Below are 18,267 nucleotides of genomic sequence, written 5' to 3' on the forward strand. Positions count from 1 at the left end.
GGTAAGCGCTCCAGAAAGTGATTCCATGAGCGCAGGTTAGGGGCCAGACCCCCGTGTAACTTGACCCAGATCAACGTCCGCCTGGGGGGTATCGGGCTATGCTGGCCCCGTCTACCTCCAAGGAGGTAGACGCAAGAACAAGAGAAAAGCTTTATTTATCAAAGGATTGATCTCTTGTGCCGGCTTTTATCCGTGGGAGGGTTCGCCGGCAATTCTTTAGAGGTAGTGCGCCAGGGAAGGCCGTGTCCAGCCCCCTTTCCGGTTTCAGGTGCCCTCATGCCTCTGCATTGCCTTCGTCGATTACGCCGTCATGCTTGACTGGCTGCGCAGCTCCCTGCCCGCCCGTGCCGGCCTGGCGGTGATCCTTATCGCCATCCTGGCCCTGGCCAGCTCCCTGAGCGCCGGGCTGATCGCCTGGTTCAGCCAGGGCGACGCCGCCGCGATCAACACCGCAGGCTCGGTACGCATGGAGACCTACCACCTCAGCTGGAAACTCGCCGCCGGTGCCCAGCCGGGTGAAATCACCGAGGTCAGCCAAAGCCTGCAACGGCGCCTCGACAGTCAGTCGCTCAAGGCGGTTTTGGAAGACGGCCCCCAGAGCGCCCTGCTACAGAGCTACCAACAGATCCAGCAACGCTGGAACACCGAGCTGCGCCCGGCGGTGCTACGCGGTGATGCGGCCTTGTTCCAGGCCAGCGCCCCGGCGTTTGTCGAGCAACTGAATCACTTCGTCAGCCTGTTGCAGCAACAAAGCGAACGCAAACAAGGCTGGCAACAGGGTATCCAGGGCCTGGCGCTGTTCAGCACCTTGATCATCCTGCTGATCGGCCTGTACGAACTGCAATACGGGGTGGTCAACCCCCTGGAAGAGTTGGTGCACGCCACCCGGCGTTTTCGCGACGGCGACTTCAAGATCCGGGTCAACCACCGTTCCGAGGACGAGCTGGGCCAACTCGCGCTGAGCTTCAACACCATGGCCGAAACCATCGAAGCCTCGCACCGCACCCTGGAAAGCCAGGTGCAGCTCAAAACCCTCAACCTGCAACAAGCCAACGCCGCCCTCGAACTGCTCTACCAAAGCAGCCGCAGCCTGGCCACGCGCCTGGCGAATGCCGAGGGCCTGGATGAACTGATCCGGCGCTTCCAGAAACGCCTGCCGGGGCTGCGCCTGTCGTTGTGTTTGCAGGGCCACTTCCTGGCGCCGGCCCAGCAGATGCTCGCGCTGCATGGCGAGAACAGCCGCAACGTCTGCGCGGTCGGTGACTGCGCCACCTGCGAGCGTCATCACGCCGCGCCGCCGCAAGTGTTCAGCATCAGCAACCAAGGCGCGGAACTGGGTGAACTCAAGGCGCACTTCCTTGACGGCCACGCGCCGCAGGATTGGGAAAAACAACTGATCCAGGCCTTGGCCAACCTGATCGGCACCTCACTGTCCCTCAAGCGCCAACGCGAACAGGACCACCGCCTGTTGCTCCTCGACGAGCGCACCATCATCGCCCGCGAACTGCACGACTCCCTGGCCCAGGCGCTGTCCTACATGAAGCTGCAAGTGAGCCGCATGCAAACCCTGATCCGCCGTGGCGAACCGGTGGAGACCCTGGCCACCGTCACCGGCGAACTGCGCGACGGCCTGAACAACGCCTACCGCCAACTGCGCGAACTGCTCACCACCTTCCGCCTGCAAATCCACGATGCCGGGCTGGTGCATGAGTTGCAGGACACCGCCGAAGAATTCTCCCGGCGTGGCGAGTTCCAGGTGCACCTGCATGTGGACGCCCTGGCCTTCCAGCTGTCGGCCAGCGAACAGATCCACGTGTTGCAGATCACCCGCGAAGCGCTGTCCAACTGCCTGCGCCACGCCCACGCGCAAAACGCCTGGCTGCAACTGCGCCAGGTCGGCGAGACGGTCAGCCTGAGCATCGAAGACGATGGCCGTGGCTTCAGCGGCGAGGTCGACCGACGTGAACACCACGGCCTGACCATCATGGACGAACGCGCCCGCAGCCTGCACGGCGACCTCGACATCAGCCCACGAACCCCTCAGGGCACTCGTGTGCAACTGCGTTTCCAGCCGGAATTCCTCGGCCACTCCCTACAAGGCACCGCCTCATGAACACCGCCATTCGCCACCGGATCCTGTTGGTCGACGACCACCCGATGATGCGCCACGGAATGCGCCAGATCCTCGAACTGGAAGACGACCTGCATGTGGTCGGTGAAGCCGGCAACGGCCAGGAAGCCCTCGACCAGATCCAGAGCCTGCAACCTGACCTGGTGCTGCTGGACAACAACATGCCCCAGATGAACGGCCTGGAAACCCTGCGCCGCCTGCGCGCCATGGACTATGCCGGCAAGGTGTTGCTGTTTACCGTGTCCGACGCCGAAGACGATATTCGGGATGCACTGCGCCTGGACGCCAATGGGTACCTGCTCAAGGACATGGAGCCGGAACTGGTGGTGGAATTTATTCGCGATGCACTGCATGGGGCGCTGGTGATCAGCCCCGGATTGACACGAGTACTGGCCCAGGCATTGCGCTCACCGCAGCCGCATGCGGCGGTTGAATTGACCGAGCGGGAGCGGCAGGTGTTGAAGACGATCGCCAGTGGGTATAGCAATAAGGTGATTGGGCATAAGTTGGGGATTACTGAGGGGACGGTGAAAGTGCATGTGAAGAATTTGCTGCACAAGTTGGGGTTGCGGTCGCGGGTGGAGGCGGCGGTTTGGGCGATGGAGCATTTGAGGCAGGTGGGGTGAGCGTTGGGGTTGGGTCTGCGGTGTGCATATCCGTTATCGGCTATCGGGGGCAAGCCCCCTCCCACATTTTTAACCGAGTACGGCACACGCAACACCGGTCGGCTTCAAGGCCGCCGCGCTTTTGCTTTTGATCTGAGGCGCCCCGTCAAACACGCTGGCCGGGCCCCATACCCGCCGTTACCGCAGAAACGGATATACACACCGAGGTACCCCCTCAGAGGCATATCCAAACCCACCCCAGGCCCCCTACCCTGACCACCCGCGGAGGCCCAAACAATGCTCACCCATCCCCAAATCGTCCTGACCCTACGCCGTCACCACCTCTTCACCCAACTCCCGGAAAAAACCTTCCAGGACGTCTGCACCCTGGCCAACCTGAAACGCGTGCCCAGCCACACCCCCTTGATGCACCAGGGTGACCCCGCCGACCGTTTCTTCCTGCTGGTCAGCGGCCAGATCAAACTGCATCGCGTCACCGGCGAAGGCCAGGAGCACCTGGTGGAAATCATTCAACCCGGCCAGACCTTCGCCGAAGCCCTGCTGTTCACCCAGGCCAAGGCCTACCCGGTCAGCGCAACGGCGCTCAAGGACTGTGTGCTGGTCAGTATCGAAGGCCAGCACTACCGCCGCGCCCTGGAAGACCAGCCGAAAATCTGCCTGGCGATCCTGGCGAGCATGAGCATCCACCTGCACCAGCGCCTCAAGGACATCGACACCCTGACCCTGGCCAACGCCAGTCGCCGGGTGATCAACTTTCTGTTCCAGGAGCGCGATGCCGTCAGCGGCGACGTAGTGCTGCAAGTGCCTAAACGACTGGTGGCGTCGAAGCTGGGGATCCAGCCGGAAACCTTTTCCAGGATTCTGCACCGGCTGGTGGAAGGTGGATTGATCGAGGTGCAGCGGCGCACCATTCGAATCCTCAGTGAAGAGGAACTGATGGGCTACCAGGCCGGTTAATGCCCGCTGCCGATCATGTAGAGTTTCGCCGTGGGTCATGGGGTTTCTACGCGATGACGCTGGAGGTGGGAGGTGTTGCATTTGGCGGGTACATATCCGTTGTTTGGGTAACGGCTGATATTGGTTCCGCTTTTACAGCGGGTCACTTTTGAAAAGAGCCCAAAAGTAACCAAAAGGCTCTTGCCCCAACACTCGGTGCCTCGCCTAGGCTCGGCATGCCCTCACTCCGGCTTGAATCCGTGGGCCGCCGCCACGCGCCATCCATGGCGCGGGGCGGCTAACCCGGCGTCCTGCCGGGTTACCCACGGATTCAAGCCTGCGTTCGGCCAGCGTGTTTGACGGGGCGCCTAAGATCAAGATCAAAAGCAAAAGCACAGCGGCCTGATAGCCGACCTGAGTGGTTGGATCAAAAGCAGATACGTGTAAGAGCTGGCTTGCTCCCGATGGCGGTGTGTCAACTGATCCATCTTTGGCTGTCACAGTGCAATCGGGGGCAAGCCCCCTCCCACATTTGGACCGCGATCGACAGACGCAACTCCGGTCGGCTTTAAGGCCGCCGCGTTTGCTTTTGCTCTACACCACTCAAGCCGGCTACCAGGCCGCTGTGCTCTTGCTTTTGATCTTGATCTTAGGCGCCCCGTTAAACACGCTGGCCGGAATCCGGCAGGGATTTGGGGGGTAAACCGGCAGGGATGCCGGTTTAGCCGCCCCGCGCCATGGATGGCGCGTGGCGGCGGCCCCCCAAATACCTGGCGGATTACGGGCACACCGAGCGTGAGCGAGGTGCCGAGTGTTGGGGCAAGAGCCTTTTGGTTACTTTTGGGCTCCTTTCAAAAGTGACACGCCGTAAGGGCGGAACCCCTACCAGCCGTTACCTAAACAACGGATCTGCCCACAGTTCAAACCGCCACCCCCCGCCCCGCCCGCTCAAGCCCCTGCCACAACCAAACCGGCAACACATCCGGATCCAGACTGTCTATCAAGTTTTTCAACCCCAACCCCAACTCCGTATCCCCCTCGATCACCAACCGCCGCCGAAAGAACAACGTATCCGGATCTTCCTGCCGGCTGGCCAGCAGCAAAAACTCCCGCCAATTCCCACTGATGGTCACCTGGGCCTGCGCCTGCGAGGCAATCCGCAATCCCTCCCGCCCCAAGGTCAGGTACCAGCACAACCCCAAATCAGGAATACGCAAACACATCCACCGCCCCCGCAACAAATCAAAACCGCCATCACGCAAAGGCTCGGCCAAACAGCGGTTGAGACCCTGCTGCAAGGCCAGGCGCTGCACTGCAAACGGCACACGCCGTATCAACGGCAACACCCGGTCAGCCCCCTTGAGCAACCATTGCTTGCGACTCAACACAACCCCACCTCCTCAACCCGCAACATGCCGGCCTGGCCATGCCAGTAACCATTGCAGCCATCCACAAACAGTGGCGGCGTGGCGCCCTGGCGTACCTGGTCGAAGGCGCGCACCACGTCGGTCATGCCCTCGGCCCGAGGGCTCAGGCGCAGCAGATCAGCCCCACACGACACCAAGCCAGGGTAGTCGGCCAGCAAGTTAGTGACATCGGCCGACAGGGTCTGAATCCCGTTCAAGGTGAACAACGCCTGCCCTTCCTGGCTGGTCAAGGCCATGCCGTCCGGGTAGTTGATGCAGCAGAACTGGCAGTCATCCTTCGGCCGGTTTTCTGCACGCGCGGTGAAGCAGCGGGCTGAGTACGCCAGGGGCAGATGGCCGTAGGCGAAGATCTCGACTTCGGGCAACGGCCGCCCCAATTCACGCACCTGTTCCAGCACGTCGGCGATCAGGCCGTGGGAACATTCCACCGGCGGCACCCAGCGTTGCATGCCCGCGTCGAGCAATTGCACCAAGGCATGGCCGTTGTAGAGGTTGAGCGCCGGGCCGCCGACGAAGGGCAATTTGCGTTCGATCAGCAACTGCACCGCGCCCATGTCGTTGGCTTCGACCAGCAACTCGCCGTTGTCGCACAGGCGGCGCAGGCTCGACAGTTCCGAGGCGGCTTCGATCAAAGTCAGGCTCGACAGCACGATCTGCGCCGAGCTGCAGGCCTGCAATTCACGGCCCAAACCCAACCATTGATCTAGGTTGAACGCGCGGCGTTTGGAGCACACGGTTTCGCCCAGGTAGATCACGTCCAGGGGCAAGCTGGCCATGTCCGCGTAGAAGCGCCCCAGGTGTTCCTTATCCCAATAAAACAGCACCGGTCCGAGGCTGAGTTTCATCTGTGTGTCCTCACTGCCAAGCACGATGGTAAGCACCCAGGGTGGTCTGGCTGCCTTCGGAGAGTCCGGCCAGCACCTGGCGCCATTGGTCCTTGACCACAAAGTTGGCGGGGCTGCTGCGGTGGGCGTCGAGCGCGGCGCGCCAGACGCGGGTGACTTGTTCCACATAGGCCGGGCTGCGTTGCCGGCCTTCGATCTTCACCGCCGCCACACCGATGGCGCTGAGTTCGGGCAGCAGGTCGAGGGTGTCGAGGCTGGTGGGTTCTTCCAGCGCATGGAAGCGCTTGCCGCCCACCAGGAACCGGCCTTTGCACAGGGTCGGGTAGCCGGCGGGCTCGTTGGGGGTATAGCGGTCGATCAGCACTTCGCTCAGGCGTGCGCTGAGGCCGTCGGCGTCGTCGCTCCAGCGTACCGCCTTGGCCGGTGAACACACGCCGCACAGGTTGGGCGACTCGCCGGTGATGTAGGACGACAAGTGGCAACGCCCTTCGGCCATGATGCACAGGCTGCCAAACCCGAACACTTCGATGGGCACGCTGCTGCTGGCCGCCACCTGCTTGACCTGGGCCAAAGACAGCACCCGTGGCAGCACCGCGCGGCGGATGCCGTAGCGTTCAGCGTAGAACTGCAACGCCGCCGCATGGGTGGCCGAGCCCTGCACCGACAAGTGCAGAGCCAACTGTGGATGGCGCTCGGCGGCATAGCCGAGCACGCCGGGGTCACCGGCGATCAGCGCGTCGACGCCATGGTCGGCGGCGCGGTCCACCGCACGTTGCCAACGCGGCCAGATCTTCGGTTGCGGGTAGGTATTCACCGCCACGTACAGCTTGCGCTGGTGCTGGCGGATATGGGCGACGGCGGCGTCAAACTGCTTGTCGTCCATGTTCAACCCGGCGAAATGCCGGGCATTGGTGTCATCGCGAAACCCTACGTACACCGCATCGGCGCCTTGGCGCACGGCGGCTTTCAGCGCAGGCAGGTTACCTGCCGGGCAGACCAGTTGCATGGTGGCTCCTCAGTGGAAATCGGCAAAGGACAGGAACGGCACCGCCGCGCCTTTGAGCACCTGTTGCTCGCGCTCGACGATCACCAGGCCATCGGCCCAACAAGCCGCGACGAGCATCGCCGAGCTTTGCTGGGGGTGCAGGACCGCACGCAATTGCCCATCGCTGCCAGGGCTCAAACGTGCGCGCAAATACTGGCGGCGCTTGTTGGGTTTGAGCCATTCAAAACCGGCCGGCACACTGATCGGTGCCGGCAACACCTGCTCGACGCCCTGGGCCCGCAGCAGGAACGGGCGCACCACCACCAAGCTGGTGACCAGCGCGGCGGTGGGATTGCCCGGCAGGCCGATCCAAGGTTTACCGGCCACTTGGCCGAACGCCAGGGGTTTGCCGGGCTGGATCGCCAGGCGCCAGAAATCCACGTTGCCGAGTTCCTGAATGGCCTGTTTGAGGTGGTCCTCCTCCCCCACCGACACGCCGCCGGTGGTCAGCAGCAAGTCGCATTCGGAGGACGCCAGCGCCAGTGCATCGCGACTGGCTGCCAGGGCGTCGGCCATCACGCCGTAATCGTGCACCTCCACGCCCCAACCACGCAGCAACGCCGCGACGAGGTAACGGTTGCTGTTGTAGATCTGCCCAGGCGCCAGTGACTCACCCGGTTCACGCAATTCGTCGCCGCTGCTGAGCAGGCACACCCGCAGCGCTCGATAGACCTTCACCCGCGGGATGCCCGCCGCCGCCAGCAGGCCGATTTCCTGGGCGCGCAGACGCTTGCCCGCCCCCAACACGCACTGCCCGCGTTGCAGCTCCTCGCCGCGCTTGCGCACGTGGTCACCCAGGCGCAGTGGTGGGCACCAGATGCGCTGGCCATACACGCGGCAGCGTTCCTGGGGGATCACGCTGTCGGCACCGACGGGCAGCGGCGCACCGGTGAAGATCCGCATGGTTTGCCCAGCTTGCAACGGCACCTCGCTACTGTGCCCAGCAGCGATGCGCCCGGCCACTTCCAGGTAACCGCCCTGCTCCGGCACGTCAAACGCGCGCAGGGCGTAGCCGTCCATGGCGCTGTTGTCCCAACCCGGCAGGTCAAGGGGCGAGAACACGTCCTCGGCGATCACCCGCCCGAGGGCCTGGGCCAGGGGAATGACTTCGGTGGACGGTGGCGGTGGCGCCTGGGCGAGCAATTGCGCGATGGCCTCCTCCACCGGCAGCAGGTCGCCGCTGTCACACACGCTCATGACCGCGCCTCACACGCGCCAAGCGGTTGATCGCTCTGGGGCTTAAGGTGCGGCGCGAAGTTGCACGGCCCGGTGCGACTGTCCAACTGGCCAAGCAGAATCTGGTCCCAGGCCGTGCGACAGGCGCCCGGAGAGCCGGGCATGCAGCACACCAGCACACCGTTGCTGATGCCGGCCAGGGCACGGGATTGCAGGGTCGACATGCCGATTTCCGCCAGGGACACCTGGCGGAACAGCTCGCCGAAACCGTCCACGGACTTGTCCAGCAACGGCATCACGGCCTGGGGCGTGTTGTCCCGAGCGGTAAAACCGGTGCCGCCGGTCATCAGGACCACTTGCACCTGAGGGTCGGCGATCCACTGCGAGACACGCGCGCGGATCTGGTAGATGTCGTCCAGCACAATGCCGCGGTCGATCAACACGTGGCCGGCACGTTGCAGGCGGTCCACCAGGGTTTGCCCGGAGGTGTCGGTGTCATAGGTGCGCGTGTCGCTGATGGTCAGTACCGCGATATTCAGCGAGACAAAACTGCGTTGGGTCAGATGGGCCATGATCAAGGCTCCAGGCGTGAAGAAAGTTGCACTCAGCCTGCGCCGCAATGGGCGCAGGGCCTATTCCTCGGAGGAGGTATGCCGTTAGGGGGCCAGGCGCGTGCACTGCCAGTGGCCGTCGTGCAGGCGGTAGTCGAGACGGTCATGCAGGCGTTCGGGGCGGCCCTGCCAGAACTCGATGCGCCGGGGTTGCAGGCAATAGCCGCCCCAGTTGTCGGGCCGTGGCGGCTGGCGCCCGGCGAAGCGTTGCGTGACCTCACGCAAGCGGCTTTCCAGCTCGCTGCGATGGGCCAGGGGCTGGCTCTGTGGTGAAGCCCAGGCGCCCAACTGACTGGCGACCGGGCGCGCGTCGAAATAGTCATCCGACAGCTGCGCCCCCGCCTGCACTACCGGGCCCTCAATGCGCACCTGACGCTCCAGGCCCGGCCAGAAAAACGTCATGGCCGCATGGGGATTACTCGCCAGTTCCTGGCCCTTGGCGCTGTGGTAATGGCCAAAAAAGATAAAACCCTCGGCGCTGAACCCCTTGAGCAACAGGATGCGGCAATGGGCATGCCCTTGGCTGTCCACCGTGGCCAAGGCCATGCTATTGGCCTCGGCCGGCGGCACTTCCGTCTTGCGCGCCTGGCCCAGCCACTGGCCGAACAGCACCAACGGATCCGCCTGCGCGTTCTCGTCACGCAAGCCATAGAGGGTGTAGTTACGGCGCAATTGCGCAAGGGACAGGGGCATGACGCGATCCTCCAGAAAGTTCGCCACAGTGTGGGAACTACTGCTGCGTTATCCCTTGACCGCGATCAACAACCGCCCGCGGCATGACGCCGCAGGGCGACGGGTATTGTGTCTGTCGAACTCGGCGAGTTGATCAACGCAACATCCACTTCGCCAGAATCACGATCACCACCATGTGCCCCAGGATGCTGCGCCGGATCCACAGCGCTCTCCGGGGGCTCAAGCACTTGTGCGACAGCCAGTACGCGAGCAACAGGTAATGCCCGATGATGCTCAGGGCCAGCAGGACTTTCAGGCTCAACATCAGCCCGAAGCGGCTGTTCCAGGCGATGCCCCAGTAGTGCCACGCCAGGCCGAGACCCGCGCCGTACAGCACGATCACCACCAGGTGCAGCACCCGCCGCGAACGCCGGGCGATGGCCTGCTCGGAGGTGAACTGCGCCGACCAGGCCAGTTCCTCTCGGGCGCTGTGCCAGATCACCACGTCGAAAAACAGCGTGCCGATAAACGCGATGGCGGCCAGCAGATGCACAATCAACAACCAGGCATACAGCATGTGTGTCTCCTAACCGGGATGCCCGTCGACCCGCGCCTGCCATAGCATCGGCCCGTAGCGCCACAGGTACAGGCCCAGCCCGACAGTCCAGCACAGGCCCGCCAACCACAAGGCCGCCAACGGCCAGGCCAACACCAGCACGACGCGGCACACACAGGCCAGGTTCAGCAGCGCAAAGGCCAGGGTCATCCCGCCCGGCGGCTGCAAAGGCCGGCCGGTATGGCCGAGGCTGACCCGCGCGATCATCGCCAGGATCAACCCGGCCATGGCGCCGATGGTCAGCGCATGCACCGCCAGGCTGGGATTGAGCGGCGCGCCGAAATGCCACAGCGCCATGCCCAGGCACGCCACGGCCAGCCAGGCATACGCCAGGTGCAACGACCACAGCAGCGGCACGCGCCACAGGCCGCGGTCATGCCAGCGCGCCAGGCGCAGCAGATGCCCCAGGCCCAGCGCGACAAACAACGCGCCGCTCCAGGGGGTTGGAAACAGGGCCAAGCCGCTGGCGTAGAGCAGCGCCACCAGGATCGAGCCGCCGAGCAGCAAGCGGTCCAGCCAAGGCCAAGGCTTGACGGGGTCAACCCGGCCCAGGCCGCGCTGGGTGAAGAACGGAATCACGCGGCCACCGATCAGCCCCATCATGGCGGCCACCAGCCACAGCCCCGTCAGCACCGACAGGCGCTGCCCGCCTTCGTCATGGCGCCACAGCCCGTATAGCGACAACCCATCCGCCACGGCCAGCAACACCAGCACCAGCACAATCGGGTAGTTACGCGTCTGCCGGACCTTCCACAGTGTCCAGCCCATCACCCCGGCCACGGCCAGCGGGAAGCTCAGTTCCAGCAGCGCCAGCAGCGGCCACGGCACGTTGAGCAGCCAGCCCAGGCGCGCGGCCAGCCACAAGGCCGCCAACAGGGCCAACGGCGTGCCGCTGAGGCCGGGGCGACCGGTCCAGGTTTGCACCGCCGTCAGCAGGAACCCGGCGATGATTGCCAGGCCGAAGCCGAACAACAACTCATGCCGGTGCCACGCCAGCCACCCCCCGGCGGGCTGCCAGGTGCCGGTGGCGCCGCTGAGGGCCAGCAGCCAGAGGGGAATCACCAGCGCCGCCAGCAGGCAGGCGCCGAGGAAAAACGGCCGAAAGGCCAGGCGAAACAGCGGTGTTATCGACATCGCTTTGCGCCGATCCAGTACGTGCATGCCAAGGCTCCTCAATTCATCACTGCGCTGATCTTGCGCTTACGCGCGCGCGTTGCCCTTGTCGCAGATCAAGTCGCGGCCCGTGCCGTAGGCGTACCCTCACCGGCATCATCCCCGTTTAACCTGCGCCATGGAGCCATGATGAAAAACGCCTGCGTCCCGCTTGCCTGGTTTGTGATCCTGGGTTCCATGCTGGCAGCGGCCAGCGGCCTGTCACTGGTGCTGATATGAACGCCGCGCTGCCACCGCTCAAGGATGTGCACCGCGTGTTGCATCGCGTGCACCATCAGATTCTGCGCAGCCACCACCTGTTCGAGCCCATGGACGAGGCGCAATTGAGTGAGCTGATGAGCAGCAGCCAGTTGCTCAGCGTCGACAAGGGTGAGCCGCTGTTCCGCCAGGGCGAGCCCGCCGATGCGTTCTATTTCGTGATTGCCGGTGCGGTGAAGATCTACCGCCTGACCCCGGACGGCCAGGAGAAGGTGTTTGAAGTGATCGGCGAGCGCCAGACCTTCGCCGAAGCGATGATGCTGATGGACACTCCCAATTATGTGGCGTGCGCCGAAGCGGTGTGCCCGACCCAGCTGTATCGCCTGTCCAACGCCACGTATATGCGCCTGCTGCACAGCAACAGCCGCCTGACGTTCGCCCTGCTGGGCAAGCTGTGCGTACGCCTGCACCAGCGGGTCAACGAGATCGACACGTTGTCGCTGAAAAACGCCACCCACCGTGTGGTGCGCTACCTGCTGACCCAGTTGATGCACTTGCCGGCAGGCGAAACCCACTTCGAACTGCCGATGGCCAAGCAACTGATCGCCGGGCACTTGTCGATCCAACCGGAGACGTTTTCGCGGATTATCCGGCGCTTGATCGACGAGAACATCATCACCCAGGACGCGCGCCAGATCGCCATTCTCGACCGGCAACGCCTGGAACAATTCGAGTGAAAACCTGCCTGTATTGCCAACATCGCAATGCTGTGGAGCGCGACACCTGCGACGACTGCGCCATGCCGTTGCCCGAAGCCGAGGCACGCGCCCTGGCGCGACGGTTGAGCCGCTTCCAGTGGTGTTGCCTGGGCCTCACGCTGTTTTGCATCGCGATGTTCTTCTGGCTCCCCCGGGATATCTACTGACGTTCAGTGAGCTGCCGGTACAGCTGGGGCAAGCGCTGGGGCAACTGCTCCGGCTGGCGGATCAGGGTGAAGCCATGGGCACCGAACAGGTACGGCAGGTAGTTGCCGGCCTGTTTGTCGATGGTGATGCAGAACGGGATCAAGCCCTGTCGCCGCGCCTCTATCACCGCTTGGCGCGTGTCTTCCACGCCATAGCGGCCCTCGTACAGGTCCAAGTCATTGGGCTTGCCATCGGTGAGTAACAACAGCAGTTTGCGCCGTTGCTTGCAGGTACCCAGCAGCCGGGTGGCCTGGCGAATCGCGGCGCCCATGCGTGTGTAGTAACCTGGTTTAAGCCCCTGGATCGCACCGCGAATGCGGTCGTCGTAGGGCTGGTCGAACGACTTGAGCACCTGCAAACGCACCTGGTGCCGACGCAGGGACGAAAACCCGTACAGCGCAAAACGATCGCCGGCGCCTGCCAGGCTTTCGCCGAACAACAACAGGCTGTCGCGAATCACGTCGATGACTTTTTGCGTGTCGTTCAAGTGCGCGTCGGTGGACATCGACAGGTCCGCCAGCAGCAGGCACGCCAGGTCGCGGTGGCTGTGGCGTTGCTCCATGAACAGGCCGCGTTCGGCACAGGCGCCGTGTTGGCGCTCCACATGAAAATCCAGCCAGGCCTGCAGGTCGAGTTCGCTGCCCTGGGGTTGCTGGCGCAGCCACTGGCGGTCGGTGCGCAGGTGCTGGAATTGCCGACGCAGGCGCTGGGCCTGAGCGTGCAGCCGCGCGGGCAAGGGTTGCGGCGCATCGAGGCGCGGATGCATCGGCTGCAGGTTGACGAAGTCGTCCAGCAGGCGTTGTTGGCGATAGTCCCATTCGGGCAACTTGATGCCTTGGCCAAGGGGGATGTCGTCGACGTCGGCCGGTGGCAGGTCCAGGTGCAGCTTCAAGCCGCCGCTCTTGCGCACACGCTGGCGTGACAGGCTCAGTTGGTCGAGGTCTTCGGCGACGCGGGCAGCGTCAGGGTCTTGGCTGTCGTCGGTCCAGCGGTCGAGGTCGACGTGTTCGGTCCAACTGAACAGGTTTTCCAGCCGCACCACCAGCAGGCCGCCGTCACGGCTGTTGTCGTCCAGCCGGGTCGCGCGTTTAGGCGCGCCGTGTTGCTCGCCGGGCGTTGTCGACAGGTCGTCGCCTTCGTCGTCCAGGTCTGCGCTTTGTGGCGCGTCCAGGTGCAGCGGCGGGTACAGCCACAACGGCAACGGCCACGGGGCGCGCTCGCTGCGCGGCAGGTTGCGCACGCTGCCGGGTTCGCGCAGGGCCTTGCGCAAGGCTTTCTCCAGGGCCGCTTCGTCGGGGCGCAGGCTGGCGGGGTCGGGGCGCAGTGCGATATGGGCGTGCACCAGGCGCCGGTAGCTGGGCAGCAGGACCGGGTAGCGTTGCAACAGCAGCCAGGTCCAGCGCTGGTTATCCCGCGCCCAATGGGTCATGGGGCCCGACTGCGCGGCGAGCAGCGCCAGCCAGCGGTACAGTTCCTGGTTGAGTGCAGCCTCGGGAAATACCGCCAGGCTGGCCGGCAAACGCAAGCGGCTGCCGTCACAGGAGGCCAGTGGCGCGTGCCTGCAGGTGCCGGCGATGCGCATCAGCAGGTTGCGGCGCAGCAACACATCGCGCTCGCCGGCCGCCTCCAGGGCGATGCCGCCGGCACCGCCGAGGGCACGAAACAGCAGCGCCAGGCTGCGCTGGCGGTCGGCTAACTGCACCTGCGCCTCGGGGAAGTCCACGCGGGCGCGCCGTGTGATGAAGCGGTGCCAGGCGCTGCCGACCCACTCTTCGAGTTCCAGGGTAAAGGCCATGGGGTTGCTCCAAACGTAAAACGGCCCGCTGTACCAGCCGGGCCGCCCTCTTGAGGATTGACGATCAATACACAATGGGCGCCGGCGCACCGGCCACACTGCGCCGTTGCCGGAAGCTGTACAGGTAGCAGAGCAACCCGAGCAGGAACACCACACCGCTGGCCAACCGTGCCCAGAACAATGCGGTCAGGTGTTCCACCGTAGCCATGAACGGCAGCGCCGCTCCGTCCACGGGCCAGCGTTGCAACCACACCTGCACCACGCCGGCGGCGGTGAGGAACAGGGTAATCATCACCATCGACAACACCATCAGCCAGAAGCCCCAGATTTCGAGGGTCTGCGAGCGCGCATCCGGTGCTTCACCGAGGCCGCGCAGGCGAGGCATGGCGTAGCTGATCAAGGTCATCACGATCATGGCGTAGGCGCCGAAAAACGCCAGGTGACCATGCGCCGCCGTGAGCTGAGTGCCGTGGGTGTAAAAGTTGACCGGTGCCAGGGTGTGCAGGAAGCCCCACACCCCGGCGCCGAAGAACGCCGTCACCGTGGTGCCCTTGGCCCACAGCGTGGCCGCGCGGTTGGGGTGCTGGCGCCGCCGCCGTTTGACCATGGTGAAGGCGAACATCACCATTGCCAGGAACGGCAAGGGCTCCAAGGCGGAGAAGATCGAACCGACCCATAGCCACACCTGCGGCGCACCAATCCAGAAGAAGTGGTGCCCGGTACCGATGATGCCGGTGATCAAGGCCATGGCGATGATCACGTACAGCCACTTCTCCACGACTTCGCGGTCGACGCCGGTGACCTTGATGAGTACGAACGCCAGCATCGAGCCCATGATCAATTCCCACACGCCTTCCACCCAAAGGTGCACCACCCACCACCAGTAAAACTTGTCGCGCGCCAGGTTGCCGGGGTTATAGAACGAGAACAGGAAAAACACCGCCAGGCCGATCAGCCCGGTCATCATCACCATGCTCACGGTGGTCTTGCGGCCCTTGAGCAGGGTCATGCCGATGTTGTAGAGAAAGCCCAGGCACACCACCACGATGCCCATTTTGGTGATGGTGGGTTGCTCAAGGAATTCACGGCCCATGGTCGGCAGCAGTTCGTTATGCGTCAGCTTGGCCAGCGCCGCATACGGCACCAGCAGGTAACCGAGGATGGTCAACACCCCCGCCACGGCGAACACCCAGAACAACAGGATCGCCAGCTTCGGGCTGTGCAACTCGCGATCCGCCTCCTCGGGCACCAGGTAGTAGGCGGCGCCCATGAAGCCGAACAGCAGCCACACGATCAGCAGGTTGGTATGGACCATCCGCGCCACGTTGAAGGGGATCAGCGGGAACAGAAAGTCACCCACCACGTATTGCAGGCCCATGATCAGGCCAAACAGCACCTGGCCGACAAACAGCATCAAGGCAAACACAAAGTAGGGTTTGGCCACGGCCTGGGATTGAAACTTCAGATAGGGATTGGCGCTGCGCATGGCTCAGCCCTCCTTGTTCGGTGGCCAGTTATTGGTGTCGATCTTCGAGCTCCATTTGAGGAACTCGGACAGATCATTCACTTCCTGGTCATCGAGGTTGAATTGCGGCATGGCCCGCCGTCCTGGCACACCGAGGGGTTGCATCTTCATCCAGGCGTGCAGGAACGGTTTGAACCCCTCTTCCCCGCCCCGGCGCTGGAACACATTGCCCAGCTCCGGCGCAAAGTACGCGCCCTCGCCCAACAGGGTGTGGCAGCCGACGCAGTTATTGCGCTCCCACACACCCTTGCCACGCACCACCGACTCGGTGAGTTGGTCGGCGTTGCTGCGGGAGGGAAAGGTTTGTTCGGTGTGGTAGGTCAGGGCCAGGAAAATCAGGAAGAAGAACACGCTTCCTCCGAAGTAGATATTCCTGGCCATGCCCTTGGTGAAGGTCTCTGACATGGTCGTCTTCCTCATGGCTTGGCGGGGGTCATGATAGGAAGGTGAGGTGGGAAAAGTGCTTGATGGCGATCAAGAAGATTGAGTACAAAGGCTCTTGCCCCAACACTCGGCACTAAGATCAAGATCAAAATCAGGCTGATATCTACCTGATGTATGGAGATCAAACTGTGGGAGGGGGCTTGCCCCCGATGCCGGTGTGTCAGCTAATGCATCTGTCACTGCCCCACTGCTATCGGGAGCCCCCTCCCACATTTAACCGAGATCGACAGTTAGAAACCGGTCGGCTACCAGGCCGCCGTGCTCTTGCTTTTGATCTTGATCTGAGGCGCTCCGTCAAACACGCTGGCCGAACGCAGGCTTTGGAGCGTGGGTAAGCCGGCAGGACGCCGGGTTAGCCATGACCTAAACAACGGATATGTACCCAACCCCCGCAACAAACAACACCAACAAAACCGCCCACCCCAACACCATCCCCCGCCACCCCCAAGGCCCCCGCCGCAACTCCATAAACCCATCCACAATCAACCACGCCTTAACCACCGCCACCCCCAACACCCCCACCCAAACTCCCGCAGCCCCCGCCAACACCGTCCCCACACTCAATGCCACCAACAACGCCCAACACACCACCAACCCCTGCGAAACACTCATCCGCCATCACCCCATCACATAAACCACCGGAAACAACACCACCCACACCAAATCGACCATGTGCCAATACAGCACCCCCGACTCCACCCCTGTCACCAAAACCCCACCCCGCCAACACCCCACCCCCAGCCACCCCAGGATCACCATCCCCAACACCACATGCAGGAAATGAAACCCCGTGAGTATCCAGTACAAGGTAAAAAACCGGCTGTGCTCCATCCCCAGCCCAACACCCGCCAGATGGGTGTATTCCGTGAGCTTGATCCCCACATACACCAGCGCCACCAGCCACGCACAACCAAACAACCCGGCCCCACGTCGCAAACAGCCCGCGCGCACTTGCTGCAACCCCAGCGCTGCGAGCAACCCGGCGGTCAGCAGGCTCAAGGTCATCGCCAACCCGGTGGAGGTACCCAGCGCCAAACGCCCCACGGCAAACACCTGAGGCTCCAGCCGCTGCATCACCACAAACGCCAGGATCAAGATCGCAAACACCGTCAACTCGGCAAGGATGAAAAACCACATCGCCAAATCCCCCGGCAGGCGCCGGGCCTCAGGCGAAGTGCACATCGACCACGTCCATCAGCGCCGCGACGGTCTGCGGGTCGTCGCTCAGGGCCTGGACCAGGCACGCCATGCAGGCTTCGCGCGGTGGCATGCCGGCGGCGATCAGGCGGGCGGTGAAGATCAGCAGGCGTGTGGACGCGACTTCCTCCAGGTCGTGTTGATCAAGACGCCGCAGGGCCTGGCCCAGGCGCACCACTTCGGTCGCCAACGCGCTGTCCACCTGGGCCTCCTGGGCCACGATGCGCGCTTCGTCGGCGGCTGCCGGGTAGTCGAAGCGCATCGCGACGAAGCGCTGGCGGGTGCTGGGCTTCATGCCTTTGAGCAGGTTCTGGTAGCCGGGGTTGTACGACACCACCAGCATGAACGACGGCGGCGCCTTGACCACTTCGCCGGTGCGTTCCAGGTACAGCTCACGGCGGTCGTCGGCCACCGGGTGCAGGACTACGGTGGTGTCCTGGCGCGCTTCGATCACTTCATCCAGGTAGCAGATGCCGCCCTCGCGAACGGCGCGGGTCAGTGGGCCGTCTTGCCACCAGGTGCCCTGGGTGCCGATCAGATGGCGGCCGACCAGGTCGGCGGCGCTGAGGTCGTCGTGGCAGGCCACGGTGTACAGCGGCAAGTTCAGGCGGTGCGCCATGTGCTGCACGAAGCGGGTCTTGCCGCAACCGGTCGGGCCCTTGATCAGCACCGGCATGCGGTGGCGCCACGCGTGTTCGAACAGCACCTGTTCGTTGTCGAGGGGTTGGTAGAAAGGCTCAGTCATGGCAGGTATCCAAGGCAGGTTCGACGGCCACGCTAAGGGCCCCTGCGACAACCTGGCAAGCGCTGTCCCCGGCAAACTTGATCGCCGTCAAGCGAGCATTCCAACACCTCGCCATAGTCTGGCCTGGCACTAAGAACCTG

General features: G+C 63.7%; 19 protein-coding genes. 5 read left to right on the forward strand and 14 right to left on the reverse strand.

What is annotated here, in order from left to right:
• Positions 1 to 310: 310 nt before the first annotated feature.
• The 3 genes from QCBJ_RS10445 (at position 311) to QCBJ_RS10455 (ending at position 3,714) form a co-directional block, all read left to right on the forward strand.
• A complete protein-coding gene (locus tag QCBJ_RS10445) occupies positions 311 to 2,113 on the forward strand; it encodes a HAMP domain-containing protein (RefSeq protein ID WP_064054573.1) in 1,803 nt (600 codons plus the stop codon).
• A complete protein-coding gene (narL, locus tag QCBJ_RS10450) occupies positions 2,110 to 2,757 on the forward strand; it encodes a two-component system response regulator NarL (protein WP_102060749.1) in 648 nt (215 codons plus the stop codon). The genes QCBJ_RS10445 and narL overlap by 4 nt, the downstream gene beginning before the upstream one ends.
• A gap of 276 nt (positions 2,758 to 3,033) precedes the next feature.
• Entirely contained in the window at positions 3,034 to 3,714 is a 681-nt protein-coding gene (locus tag QCBJ_RS10455) for a Crp/Fnr family transcriptional regulator (protein WP_102060750.1), read from the forward strand.
• An 899-nt stretch (positions 3,715 to 4,613) separates the two neighbouring features.
• Here the strand turns inward: QCBJ_RS10455 and QCBJ_RS10460 are convergent.
• The 8 genes from QCBJ_RS10460 to QCBJ_RS10495 form a co-directional block, all read right to left on the reverse strand.
• Positions 4,614 to 5,081, reverse strand: coding sequence for an SCP2 domain-containing protein (locus tag QCBJ_RS10460; RefSeq protein WP_102060751.1), 468 nt, complete (start codon positions 5,079 to 5,081; stop codon positions 4,614 to 4,616).
• Positions 5,075 to 5,965: a U32 family peptidase gene (locus tag QCBJ_RS10465; RefSeq protein WP_102060752.1), complete on the reverse strand. Its 891-nt coding sequence runs from the start codon at positions 5,963 to 5,965 to the stop codon at positions 5,075 to 5,077. Before QCBJ_RS10465 ends, QCBJ_RS10460 begins: the two co-directional genes overlap by 7 nt.
• A gap of 10 nt (positions 5,966 to 5,975) precedes the next feature.
• The gene (locus QCBJ_RS10470) at positions 5,976 to 6,971 is read right to left on the reverse strand and encodes a peptidase U32 family protein (RefSeq protein ID WP_102060753.1); all 996 of its coding nucleotides are present in this window, start codon (positions 6,969 to 6,971) and stop codon (positions 5,976 to 5,978) included.
• Between the two features lie 9 nt (positions 6,972 to 6,980).
• Positions 6,981 to 8,207: a gephyrin-like molybdotransferase Glp gene (gene glp, locus QCBJ_RS10475; protein WP_102060754.1), complete on the reverse strand. Its 1,227-nt coding sequence runs from the start codon at positions 8,205 to 8,207 to the stop codon at positions 6,981 to 6,983.
• Positions 8,204 to 8,758 (reverse strand): molybdenum cofactor biosynthesis protein B, encoded by a 555-nt coding sequence (moaB, locus tag QCBJ_RS10480; RefSeq protein ID WP_102060755.1) that lies wholly within the window; start codon positions 8,756 to 8,758, stop codon positions 8,204 to 8,206. The genes glp and moaB overlap by 4 nt, the downstream gene beginning before the upstream one ends.
• An 84-nt stretch (positions 8,759 to 8,842) precedes the next feature.
• Positions 8,843 to 9,490 carry a pyridoxamine 5'-phosphate oxidase gene (gene pdxH / locus QCBJ_RS10485; RefSeq protein WP_102060756.1) on the reverse strand — a complete coding sequence of 216 codons (648 nt, stop codon included), beginning with the start codon at positions 9,488 to 9,490 and terminating at the stop codon, positions 8,843 to 8,845.
• Positions 9,491 to 9,623: 133 nt separating this feature from the next.
• Positions 9,624 to 10,046 carry a hypothetical protein gene (locus QCBJ_RS10490; protein WP_064052251.1) on the reverse strand — a complete coding sequence of 141 codons (423 nt, stop codon included), beginning with the start codon at positions 10,044 to 10,046 and terminating at the stop codon, positions 9,624 to 9,626.
• A 9-nt stretch (positions 10,047 to 10,055) separates the two neighbouring features.
• Positions 10,056 to 11,246, reverse strand: a complete 1,191-nt coding sequence (locus QCBJ_RS10495; RefSeq protein WP_102060757.1) for an NnrS family protein — start codon at positions 11,244 to 11,246, stop codon at positions 10,056 to 10,058.
• A 227-nt stretch (positions 11,247 to 11,473) separates the two neighbouring features.
• On the opposite strand from QCBJ_RS10495, the gene QCBJ_RS10500 reads away from it, so the two are divergent.
• Both QCBJ_RS10500 and QCBJ_RS10505 read left to right on the forward strand, forming a co-directional pair.
• Positions 11,474 to 12,193, forward strand: coding sequence for a Crp/Fnr family transcriptional regulator (locus QCBJ_RS10500; protein WP_064052253.1), 720 nt, complete (start codon positions 11,474 to 11,476; stop codon positions 12,191 to 12,193).
• The gene (locus tag QCBJ_RS10505; protein WP_102060758.1) at positions 12,190 to 12,381 is read left to right on the forward strand and encodes a protein DnrP; all 192 of its coding nucleotides are present in this window, start codon (positions 12,190 to 12,192) and stop codon (positions 12,379 to 12,381) included. The genes QCBJ_RS10500 and QCBJ_RS10505 overlap by 4 nt, the downstream gene beginning before the upstream one ends.
• Here QCBJ_RS10505 and QCBJ_RS10510 read toward each other — a convergent pair.
• The 6 genes from QCBJ_RS10510 to QCBJ_RS10535 all read right to left on the reverse strand — a co-directional run bounded on the left by QCBJ_RS10510 (position 12,375) and on the right by QCBJ_RS10535 (position 18,127).
• The gene (locus tag QCBJ_RS10510; protein ID WP_102060759.1) at positions 12,375 to 14,216 is read right to left on the reverse strand and encodes a nitric oxide reductase activation protein NorD; all 1,842 of its coding nucleotides are present in this window, start codon (positions 14,214 to 14,216) and stop codon (positions 12,375 to 12,377) included. The two genes, QCBJ_RS10505 and QCBJ_RS10510, sit on opposite strands and share 7 nt — an antisense overlap.
• Before the next feature lie 64 nt (positions 14,217 to 14,280).
• Complete coding sequence (locus QCBJ_RS10515; protein WP_102060760.1) at positions 14,281 to 15,702, reverse strand: cbb3-type cytochrome c oxidase subunit I; 1,422 nt, start codon at positions 15,700 to 15,702, stop codon at positions 14,281 to 14,283.
• A gap of 3 nt (positions 15,703 to 15,705) precedes the next feature.
• The gene (locus QCBJ_RS10520; protein ID WP_064052256.1) at positions 15,706 to 16,146 is read right to left on the reverse strand and encodes a cytochrome c; all 441 of its coding nucleotides are present in this window, start codon (positions 16,144 to 16,146) and stop codon (positions 15,706 to 15,708) included.
• Positions 16,147 to 16,548: 402 nt separating this feature from the next.
• Positions 16,549 to 16,797 (reverse strand): cytochrome C oxidase subunit IV family protein, encoded by a 249-nt coding sequence (locus tag QCBJ_RS10525; RefSeq protein ID WP_102060761.1) that lies wholly within the window; start codon positions 16,795 to 16,797, stop codon positions 16,549 to 16,551.
• A 6-nt stretch (positions 16,798 to 16,803) separates the two neighbouring features.
• Complete coding sequence (locus tag QCBJ_RS10530) at positions 16,804 to 17,367, reverse strand: cytochrome c oxidase subunit 3 (protein WP_102060762.1); 564 nt, start codon at positions 17,365 to 17,367, stop codon at positions 16,804 to 16,806.
• Positions 17,351 to 18,127 (reverse strand): CbbQ/NirQ/NorQ/GpvN family protein, encoded by a 777-nt coding sequence (locus QCBJ_RS10535; protein WP_102060763.1) that lies wholly within the window; start codon positions 18,125 to 18,127, stop codon positions 17,351 to 17,353. Before QCBJ_RS10535 ends, QCBJ_RS10530 begins: the two co-directional genes overlap by 17 nt.
• Positions 18,128 to 18,267: the final 140 nt, after the last annotated feature.

The organism is Pseudomonas sp. QC2 (assembly GCF_002859085.1).
GTDB lineage: Bacteria > Pseudomonadota > Gammaproteobacteria > Pseudomonadales > Pseudomonadaceae > Aquipseudomonas > Aquipseudomonas petroselini.